The 10341-nt window shown below is 74.4% G+C and carries 6 protein-coding genes; 2 read left to right on the top strand and 4 right to left on the bottom strand.

Annotation, left to right across the window (positions count from 1 at the left end; translation table 11 throughout):
• Window positions 1-231: 231 nt before the first annotated feature.
• Window positions 232-564 carry a hydroxyisourate hydrolase gene (gene uraH / locus HP550_RS14910; RefSeq protein ID WP_175348458.1) on the bottom strand — a complete coding sequence of 111 codons (333 nt, stop codon included), beginning with the start codon at window positions 562-564 and terminating at the stop codon, window positions 232-234.
• A complete protein-coding gene (locus HP550_RS14905; RefSeq protein WP_175348457.1) occupies window positions 561-1022 on the bottom strand; it encodes a 2-oxo-4-hydroxy-4-carboxy-5-ureidoimidazoline decarboxylase in 462 nt (153 codons plus the stop codon). Before HP550_RS14905 ends, uraH begins: the two co-directional genes overlap by 4 nt.
• Window positions 1023-1075: 53 nt before the next feature.
• Here HP550_RS14905 and HP550_RS14900 point away from each other — a divergent pair, with 53 nt between their 5' ends.
• Both HP550_RS14900 and HP550_RS14895 read left to right on the top strand, forming a co-directional pair.
• Window positions 1076-1624 carry a nucleotidyltransferase family protein gene (locus HP550_RS14900; RefSeq protein ID WP_343048191.1) on the top strand — a complete coding sequence of 183 codons (549 nt, stop codon included), beginning with the start codon at window positions 1076-1078 and terminating at the stop codon, window positions 1622-1624.
• A 49-nt stretch (window positions 1625-1673) separates the two neighbouring features.
• The gene (locus HP550_RS14895; protein ID WP_175348455.1) at window positions 1674-2054 is read left to right on the top strand and encodes a YciI family protein; all 381 of its coding nucleotides are present in this window, start codon (window positions 1674-1676) and stop codon (window positions 2052-2054) included.
• A gap of 172 nt (window positions 2055-2226) precedes the next feature.
• On the opposite strand, the gene HP550_RS14890 is transcribed toward HP550_RS14895, so the two are convergent.
• Together HP550_RS14890 and HP550_RS14885 are read right to left on the bottom strand one after the other, a co-directional pair.
• On the bottom strand, window positions 2227-7038 hold the full coding sequence (locus tag HP550_RS14890; protein ID WP_175348454.1) for a hypothetical protein: 4812 nt from the start codon (window positions 7036-7038) through the stop codon (window positions 2227-2229).
• A 13-nt stretch (window positions 7039-7051) separates the two neighbouring features.
• A complete protein-coding gene (locus HP550_RS14885; RefSeq protein ID WP_175348453.1) occupies window positions 7052-10318 on the bottom strand; it encodes a hypothetical protein in 3267 nt (1088 codons plus the stop codon).
• Window positions 10319-10341 lie beyond the last annotated feature (23 nt).

Below are 10341 nucleotides of genomic sequence, written 5' to 3'. Positions count from 1 at the left end.
ACCCGTCCACGCCCGCGAATCCCGAGCCACGACAGCCAGGGAGGACGTGGCATCGCGCACCCGCGCCGCCACCTCCACCACCGCAACCGTCGTCTCGAACATGTGTACGATTCTACGCGAACCGTACGCACCCGGCAAGGCTCTGACCTGCACAAACATATCCACAGACCCACTCGCCGAGCCGCCCACAGCCCGGCAGGGCAGGCCGAGCGGCGAGTCAGCCTGCCCCGCCTAGCTCCCCCGATACGTCGAGTACGCGAACGGACTCAGCAGCAGAGGTACGTGATAGTGCCCGTCATCCACCACGTCGAACACCACCACCACCTCGGGATGGAACCCCACCTGCCCGGTTGCCGCGAAGTAGGCACCGGTGTCGAACGTGAACCGGTACCGCCCGGGCGCCACGCGATCAGGCCCAAGGGACCGGGCACGGCCGTCGTCGTCGGTGAGGCCCGAGGCCAGCTCGGTCCACGTGCCGGCGTCGAAGACGGCCAGCGTCACGGGCACCCCGGCCGCGGGCCTGCCGAGGGCGGTGTCGAGCACGTGCGTCGTCAGCGCGCTCATGCCGCGAACAGGGTGCGCAGGCGCAGGAGCGCGATCTGGCGGAGCTGGTCGGCGACCTCGGCGGCCTCGGCCGCGTCGGTGAGCTGGAGCCGTCGGTGGAGCTCGGCCAGGATCTCGGGCCTGCTCCGCCCGGCCGCGCGGATCAGGAAGATGCGGCCGAACCGCTCCTCGTAGGCCCGGTTGCCGTCGGCCATCGCGGCCACCAGGGCGGGGTCGTCGGTGGACGAGGCCGCCTGCTCGGCCGCGGAGAGCCCGGACGACCGCTCACCGATGCGGGGGTGCGCGCTGAGGGCCTCGTCGACCTCGGCAGAGCTCAACGACCGGGCCGCGAGGTCGCCGACCCCGACGAGCGCGTCGACCGATGGGTACGGGCAGCCCGACGCGACCTCGTCGACCCAGCGGGCGACGTGCAGCGCGGTGGCGAGTCGTTCGCGCGTCTCAGGTCCGTCGTCGATCATCCAGGCCGCCCTCCGGTAGCGCTCCGCACTCGCGCACTGGCACCGTACGGGACGTGCCTCCCTCCGACGCAAGCCTCTGCGGGATCGTGCTCGCTGCGGGTGCGGGCACGCGGCACGGCGGCCCGAAGGCGCTGGTGGTGCCCTGGCTCGCCGACGCCGTGCACCTGCTGCTCGACGGCGGCTGCGAGCGCGTCGTCGTCGTCCTGGGTGCGGCCGCGCAGGAGGCGCGGGCGCTGGTGCCGGACGACGAGCGGGTCACCGCGGTCGTCGCGGAGCGGTGGGCCGACGGGCTCGGTGAGTCGCTGCGCACCGGTCTTGCGCATGCCACCGGGGATGCGGCCGTCGTGACCCTGGTGGACCTGCCGGGCACCCCGACCAGCGTGATCACGAGGCTGCTCGCACGCACGGGAGATCTCCGACAGGTGGTGTACGACGGCCGGCCCGGTCATCCGGTGCTCATCGCCGCCGGCCACTGGGCGCCGCTGGCCGCCACCCTGCACGGCGATCGCGGCGCGCGTGGGTACCTGGTCCGGCACGGCGTCGTCGAGGTCGAGTGCGGAGATCTGCACGACGGGCTCGACGAGGACGTGTCGAGGACGTGACCACCTGCGCGTCATCCCCCCGACAGCACCCACCCACAGGAGGCACCCCGTGAAGTACCTCATCCTCATCCACTCGAACCCCAAGCCCTGGGCGCACCCGACGTCCCGGTTCACCGACGAGGGCCGCGCGCTGCCCGTGGCCGAGCACGAGGCGGCCGATCGCCGGTTCGACACGCTCCTCTCCGAGCTGTCCGCGAGCGGAGAGCTGGTGTCCGCCGAGGCGCTCGCCGACCCGGCGTCGGCCACCGTGTACCGCTGGCGAAGCGGCGACTCGCTGGCGAGCGAGGGGCCGTACGCCGAGACGCAGGAGCACCTGGCCGGCTTCTTCCTGGTCGACTGCGCGTCGCGGGAGCGTGCCGAGGAGGTCGCGGCGCAGTTCGCCGGGCCGGGCAGCGTGGCCGAGCTCCGACCCGCCTACGTCTGGGAGTGACCGGGCCTTACGTCCCACCTACCGAGACGGCGACGGGAGGACCATCGGGAGCGTGAACGCACCGTGGTGGCGACTGGCAGCAGAACGCGAGCAGGCAAAGGAGTGCGGGACCGTCACGGTCGAGCGCACGGATGACACGTCGGACCTCCTGCCCCCGTTCTACGACTGACCGCTACAGCCAGACCGAGTCGGCGTAGACCAGCCGCGGCACCGGTGCCGCGGGCACGCCGGGCACGGTGGCGTCGGCGTCCAACAGCTCGTGCTCCTCCACGAGCACCCGCCACGTCGCGTCCGACGACCCCCCGGGGCGCCGCAGCCCGGGCGACGCTGCGCCCGCAGGGATGAGCACGGAACCGGTCCACGTGGCGCGGTGCCCGCCCGACTCCTCGACGCTCACGGCGAGCAGCACCGACGTCGACCACGACTCCCACTCGAGGTCCCCGGCTCCGGCGGCGCGACTCTGCACCGTCGCGCGCACGGTCCGCGACTGCTGGAGCCGCGACGCGCGCACGGCGGCGTCGCCGGTGGGGCTGTCGGCGCTGAGCTGCTCTCCCGCAAGCCCCGGCGCGCCACGCGGGTCGAACCGCAGCCAGCTGACGACGCCGGTGAGGGTCACCTGGACGTGCCGCGGGTCCGGGCGCGCGACCGTCAGGGTGCGGGTGGGCAGCGGCTGCACCCAGCTGGTGAGCGCCACGGGTGACAGCGAGCACCCCTCGATCGAGTGCGGCTGGTAGCGCGCGACGGCCAGGCGCACGAACGGCCACAGCGCCGGCGTGTCCTGGATCGCGACGTCGACGAACCAGCGCCCCGACGCCTCGTCGTACTCCGGGCGGTAGCCCAGCACCCGGACCGCCGGGCGTCCGCGCACGTCGCGCAGCGGCACCGACGCCGCGACCGCGACGGGGTTGCCGGGTGCGTCCGGCCACCCGCGGTCGCGCCCACCGAAGACCTCGCCGTGCAGCGGCGGTCGGATGTCGACACTCTCCGCGGCACCCGTCTCGAGGGCGTCGAGCAGCAGCTGGTCGAACGTGAGCAGCGGCGGGACGGTCGGGTTGCTCGTGGGCCCGCCGTGCTGGGCGATCGGGTCCGCGGCCCACAGGCTCGTCGCGCCGTCAGGCGCCTGCTGCGCCTTCGGCGTCCGCGACCAGGTCCCGTCCTGGGCCTGCTCCCACTCGTCGGTGTCGAACACCAGCACGCCGAGCAGCTCGCCGTCGCCGGAGGAGAACCACGGCCGCGCCAGCCAGACCCGCACGCCGGAGCGCCGGACCTGCCGCCACGCGAACGGGTCGTCGGGCTCCGTGCCCTGCTCCCAGCGCAGCAGCGGCACCGCGTCGAGCACCACGGGGGCGGCGGGTCGCGCCGACGAGGGGACGTCCATCACGACGGGCTCGCCGGTGGGCGGCTCCGCCGGGACCTGGGAGGGGTCGAAGAACTCGGCGTACCGGGTGGACCCGCTCGGCACGTACGTCACGCGCCGGTAGTGGGTGTCCTCGAACGTCTGGAGCATCCGGTGGAAGCCGACCCCGCCGAGCGCCTGCGCGAGCGCACCGGTGGGCTGGAAGTCGTAGAGGAACAGCGCGCCGGTGCTCTCGCGCTCCCCAACGGGCGAGCGCACGACGACGTCGGACTTCGACGCCACCTGCGGCCCCGCGGCCGAGACGTCGTCCACCTGCTCGGTCCAGGACGCGGTCACGACGAGCTGGTCCGTGCTGGACCCGTGCACGTCGACCAGCCCGGTGAACGCCGCGACCGCACGGCCGGGCGGGCGCAGGAACAGGTCCAGCACCCTGAGCGACGGAGGCCGGACGGGCACCGGCACCGCGTGCACCAGCCGGACGTCGACCGACGGTGTGAGCCACCAGGTCCAGCCGGACGACGCCGCGCGCATCAGGGCCGCCGCGGCGACGACCTCGTCGGTGGTGTAGCCGTCGGCGGGGTCGACGACGCTGGCCAGGTGCGACCGCCACAGCCCGAACCGCTCCAGGTCGGCCGGGTCCAGCGTGCTCGAGACGGCCACCCGCACCTGCTCGCCGGGCGGCACCGCGACGCGCACCTCGTGCCCGACCACGTGGGCGCCGAGCACGTCGCCGGGCTCCACGACGATCCGCAGCGGCTGCAGCGACGGCCAGGCTCCGGGGTACGGCACGGTGACTGCCTGGAGCGCGCGCGGCTCCGGCAGCGCGTGCGGTGCGCCGGCCTCGTAGAACACCAGCGACACCCCGGTCGCGTACGGGTCGGGCAGGTACGGCAGCCGCAGCGCGTCCGTGTCGTGCACGACGTACTGGCCCTCTCCGATCGGGCGCCCGCGGTCCGCGGTGATGTCCGGCAGCGTCGCCCGGTGCTCGGACCCGGTGTCGGCCCCCGGCCGGTCGACGAGCGCGATCCCCGGCTGCTCCTGCGTCGCGTGCGGGTCGGTGAGGCTCGGCACGTGCTGGTCGAGCAGCGTCCCGCGCTCGGCGAGCGCCACGGCGTACAGCCGGCGGATCTCGGCGGCGTCGCCGGTGCCGATCGCGGCGTCGAGCTTCCCCGCCGCCTCCGCCTCCAGCTGCGTGGCCTTCGGCGGTGCCACGTGCCGCTCGGCGGTAGCCGCGACGTCCGGCACGCCGCTGCGCACGACGAGGTGCGCCGGCTGCTCTCCCGGGCTCAGCGCGACGCGCGCCACCAGCGCGGGCGCGGGGACGGGCTCCCACCGCAGGTACGGCCGCGGTGTGGTGACGACGGACCGGGCGAGCTGCCGCAGCTCGTCGGGCCAGGCCAGGTCGTCGTTGCGGGCCAGCCCGGCGAAGTCGCCCGCCTCGATCCGCAGCTGCGGGCGCACCCGCAGCGTCTCGCGCGACTCCGCGAGGATGCGCGACGCGGCGACCACGTCGTCGAACAGACGCTGGGCCGGCGCCGCCTCCTGCGGTGCTGACGCCCGCGCCACCAGGTTCTCGAGCGTCGCGTCGATGCGGGCGTCCCCGGACAACAGCTCCTCGGGCAACCCCGCGATGCCCCGCTCGGCCGTGCGCAGGTGCGCGATCACCGCCTCCCGGCGGGCCGCAGCGATCCCGGCGCGGTCCCGCTCCGTGTACCGGCCGCGCAGCCGCTCGAGGTGGGTGCGCGCCGCCTCGATCCCCCGCGCGTCGGGCCCGAACGGTCGCCGACGCCTCGGCGGGACCTGCGGGACCGAGTTCCCCGCCAGGTCCACGGCCAGCACCCGGAAGCTGTACGAGGTGCCGTACCGCAGCCGCGGCAGAGAGCGCGGCTCCACGCGGGAGATCGTGTGCGCGCCGTCGATCGGCTCGTCGGGAAGCGTGTCGACGACCGCTTCGGTGGAGCCGTCCGGGCCGGGCGGCTCGACGTGCACGATCGTCAGGCCGGGCCGCGGCGCGGACAGGCTCCACCCGTCCCAGCCGGCCACCACCTCGTGCAGGTAGTAGCCGACGCCAGGCGCACCCTGGTTCAGCGCCGAGAGCTGGAGGAACCCGACGTCCGGCTCGTCGGTGAGGACCGGCACCCCGCCGGGCTCCCCCGTGACCGTGACGCGGCGCCGGTGCAGGCTGTGCCACTCCTTGGTCACGTCGTCCCACACCTCGACCCGGATCCCACGCACCAGGTCGTCCAGGAGCAGCTCGCGCGTGCCGTCGTCGACCGCGAGCGCCTCCGCCTCCTGGACCCGAGCCCGCAGCTGGGCGGCGCGCTCCCGACGGGCGAGCGCGAAGCCGGTGGAGCGCAGGGTGCCGGGGGCGGACGTGGCCGGGTCGCCGTTGGCCTCGCCGGCGTACTGCCGGACCAGGTTGCGCGCGTGCTGGTCGAGCTTGAGCCCGGACGCGTCCGGGTCGACGTCGAGCACCACCCACTCGTCGTCACCGAGGGGCAGCGCACCGCCCACCCACGCGGCGCTCGACCGGGCGGCGAACACGCCTGCGTCGACGACCACCGCGGTCTTGCGCGGTGGCAGCACCTCCAGGTCCGCCTCGGGCGAGGTCACGGTGACGCTCACCCAGGTGGCGCCCGCGAGCGCGGCCCGTGCGCCGGCGGCGTCGACGCCGTCCAGCACCACGTCGACCGCCAGGCCCAGCCGGCGCAGCAGCGCCGGCGTCGCTCCCAGCTGGGCCAGCCGCGCGTGCACGTCGTGCTCGGGCCGGTCCGGTCGCGGGGTGGGGGGTGCCGCGGGGTCGGGCTCCCGCCGCGGCGTCTGCTGCGGCTGTTCCGGCCGCTCGTAGTACCGCCGCATCGCGTGGGCGTCGACCACCAGCTGGAGCTGCGGGTCGGCGGACACGTCCTGCCCGAGCAACGCGTCCAGCCGGCGCGTCACCCGGGTGTCCGCCTCCGGGTCGTCCAGCAGCACCTGCACCGGCGACGGCCGGTCGGTGATCTCGGACTGGTACACCGGCAGAGGTGGGATCTCCCGGCCGTGCCCGCGCTCCGGGTCGAGGTCGTCGGGCTCGGTGAGCGGGCCGATCGTGGTCAGCGCGTCCCGCAGCCGCTTCGCCGGCACCTGGAGCGCCCGACGCGCCCGTCCGGGGGCGTCCTCGAGCAGCTGCCACAGGGGTCCGCCCTGGTCGAGGTCGGCCAGCGTCCGCAGCAGCCCGCCCGCCACGGGATCGCCTTCGAGCCCGGGCCGACGCGTGGGCGCCGAGGTCATCGCCGCGACGTGCAGGTCCACCGCGTGGTCGCTCAGCCGGCTCGCGGGGTTGGACCGCCACGTCTCGTCGGACAGCACGGGCGTCGGGAACCCGTCGACCGGGGTGCCTGGCGGCAGCACGCCCACCCAGGACGGCGAGTCGGCGGCCGAGACGACCCGCAGCGGCAGAGAGGTCCCCAGCGACGTGTCCAGCGTGAACGTGCAGCCGGCCAGGGTCGCGGGCCAGTCGGCCGCGGCCGGGAAGTCGGACAGCAGCGCGCCACCGACCAGCTTGTGGGTGAGGAACACGGTGAGCTGGAACGGCGCGTCGTCGGCCAGCGAGTGCGGCAGCGCGGTCGCCAGCAGGGTGGTGGGCATCGGGTCTCCTGGCTCAGGCCGGAACGGGCGCGAACGCGTCGCAGTAGAGGGCCCAGTCGGCGTTCATGCCGGCGTCGGGGGGCATCACCTGGAACATCGTCGGGTCGCCCTTGGACCCCGCCAGCTTGCGCTCCACGGAGATCTCGACGGAGGCCGAGAAGAACAGGATCTCGATCTCCACCACGAGCGAGGCGCGGCCGATGAGCTTGCCGGTCTGGAAGTGGTAGGTCAGCGACAGCTCGAGGGTGATCGACGCGCTGATCAGGCCCAGGACGTCGACCTCGCCGCGGATCCGGAAGTACGCGGTGAACAGTCCCTTGTCCGCCTCGAGCCGCAGGTACACGCCCACGGCGATCGACACGGAGCCGGACGCGACGCCGAGGTCGACCGACAGTGACGCGCACGCCTCGAGCCCCAGCTCCAGGAGCACCAACCCCTTGGGCGCCGCCCGCAGCGCGAGCCAGCCGCCACCCCCGACGCACATCACGGTCAGCCGGAACGGCGCGTCCTTGGAGCAGAAGTGGAACCCGACGGTCATCGCGTCGCCGAGGAACGGGATCCGCGCGTCGGCGCCCAGCGCGATGTTCTCCAGGCTGAACACGCCCACCGACACGTTGGGCAGCGTGAGGTCGAACCCGGCGGTCACGCCGTCGGGGGCCACGTCCACGTACGGCGGGTCGGAGAACCCGTCGAAGGGGATGAGCTCGCGCAGCCGGTCGACGAACGCGAGCGGCCCGAGGAACCCCATCCCCCCGAAGACGACGTCGACCTCGGGCTTGCCCGACGAGCCCGCGTGGAACCCGATCCGCCGGAACATGAGCTTCATCAGCGCGGTGTCAGTGTTGCCGATGAGGTTGAGGTCGAAGTCGACGATCTCCGCGACGACGTCGACCGCGGGCGGTGCGCTGGCCGACGCCCGGACCTCGACGTCGATGTGCAGCGAGTCCGGCTTGGGCTTGAAGATCTCCGGGGCGGTCGGCGGCAGCCCCCAGGCCTTGATCGTCGGCCGCCAGGACAGCCGCGCGGTCACCTGCCCGCCGACGACGCCCTCCAGCAGCTGCGCGAGCCCGGCGGCGTCCTTGGCCAGGTCCGTGAGCGTCCGCAGGGTCTGCACCGGGGTGGCCAGCGAGGAGCGGACGGCGGCGGGGAACCCGGGCAGGCCGATCGCGTCGAGGAGCGGCTGGAGGTCGGCGGCGAGCGTGACTGCCGCGGAGCTGACCGCCTCGGGGGTGCCCGGGAGCCCCTGCACGGCGGAGACCAGGGCGTCGAGGTGCGCCGTGGTGGCGCCCACCCGCGCGTCGAGCGCGTCCTTGGCCTGCTGCGCCACGGCCTGCGCCCCGCCGTGCGCCGCGCCCGCGACCTCCGCGGCGAGCCGCGCCTGCGCGTCGGCGAGGGCGGTCCGCAGGCGCCGCGCCTCCGTGAGCAGCTTGGTGACGGCGTCGAGGGCGTCCGACACGAACGCGGGCGCCTCGTCGAACCCGGCGACCTCGAGCAGCTCCGTGAGGCTGAACAGCCCGAACAGCTTGGGCAGGGCGCCGGACAGGAACGTCGCCGGGTCGAAGGCGCCGGCGTCGAACGGCGACGGACCCTTGCCGGACTCGCCGATCGCCCCCAGCGCGCGCGAGATGCCCTGCACCGACAGATTGGGGGCGACGAACCCGCCGGCCCGGTCGGACCCGGAGCTGAAGTCGACCGCGGCCGGCAGGCTCTTCAGGGCCAGCACCAGCTCGCCCGCGTTGGCCGCTCCGGGGACCGGCCGGGCATCGAGCGCCCGGTCAGGGAGCCCGTGCAGCAGGTACGGCTTGGCGTAGACGAGGTCGACGGCCGGCGCCTGCGGCGACAGGTGGCGCATCGACGGCACGACCGCCCGCAGCTCGGTGAGGAACGGCCGGCTCGTGACGTTCTCGACGTCGACCTCCCCGTCGAAGATGAGGTGCCCCGCCTCGACCGACGTGTCCCCCGCCTTGACCGGCTTCGCGAGGGCCAGCGTCTGCCCGCGTCCCTGGATCTGCCGCACCGGGAAGTACGCCGACGACGCGCGGTCGGGGTGGTGGACGAACACCTGGTCGCCGTCCGCGCCTGCGCGGACGAAGACCAGCGGAGCGGACCAGGTCCGCGTCTCGCCGCCCCGGTCGACGGTGGTGAGCGTGAACGGGAACGGGACGGTGTTGCGCGTGGGCACGAACGGCTCGAAGTCGGCGGGCGGCTTGTCGATGTCCGGGGTCACGAGCGGGCTCACGGTGACCTGGCCGAACGGGTTGTCGCGGTCGCCCCGGGGGTAGGTGCGCGTGGGCTGGCGGACCAGGATGAACCAGCGCTGCCACAGGTACGCGACCGGCGTGGCCCGGTGCTTGATCTCGCGCTCCGTCACCTTCACCAGGTAGCAGCGGTGGCCGAACGGGAACAGGAACCCCGGGTACGCCACGCGCACGTACCCGTCGCGGCCCATGAACGCCTGGTGGCGGTAGTCCACGACGTCGGCGGGCAGGTCCCAGGACTGCCTCCAGTCGAACCAGGCGCCCAGGCTGGACAGCGCGAGGTTGCTGACCAGCAGCGGCTTGTCGGCGTTGCGCCTGCGGCCGCCGTGCGTCTGCTCGACGAACGCGTCCCGGTCGAACGTGGTGAGCGGCTGCTCGAAGAGCGGCGGCAGCACGTCGGAGTCGCGGTTCCACAGGGCGCGGACGATGCGCTGGTCCGGGTCGGTGTCGTCGAGCGAGCCGTCGGCACGGCGCACGGTCAGGTGCGTCCGCCACAGCTCGGCCCGGTCGTCCGGCCCGACCGCGGTGGCCGAGTGCCGGAACGCACCGCGCTCGCTCGGCGAGACGACCAGGTGGTACGGCGCCTCGATCGCCGTCTCGAGGTCGGTCGGTGGCTCGGCGCCGCGTTCGTCGGGGGTCGTCTCGCCCGTCGGCGTCGCGAGCGGGGACACCCGCAGCGTGAGCCCTGGCAGCGCCTCCAGCACCCCCTCGAGGGTGTAGCCGATCCGGGTGCCCTCAGGGACCGCGTAGACGAGCCGGGTGGGTCCGGACACGATGTGGCGCGACGGGCTCCCCGGCACGGGTGGGGGCGGTGGTGGAGCGCCCGCGTCCCAGATCTGCTCGCCCAGGTGCTGCGGCGGGAAGTGCACGACGAGCGAGGCGTCGGGACCGGCGACGAGCTCCGCGCCGCCGTCGGTGGGCTCGATCGTGCAGCCGGGCGCCTCGAGCCGCAGGTCGATCAGGTCGCGGGTGCGCAGGAGGCGGACGTCGATGGGCTGCGGTCGTTCGTCAGGCTCGCCCATGCGGTGCCACCCCCGGCCCGGTC

The organism is Cellulomonas humilata, assembly GCF_013359775.1.
Classification (GTDB): domain Bacteria; phylum Actinomycetota; class Actinomycetes; order Actinomycetales; family Cellulomonadaceae; genus Cellulomonas; species Cellulomonas humilata.
Note: the sequence above shows the minus strand (reverse complement) of the source record. Positions and strands in the feature narration are given on the sequence as shown.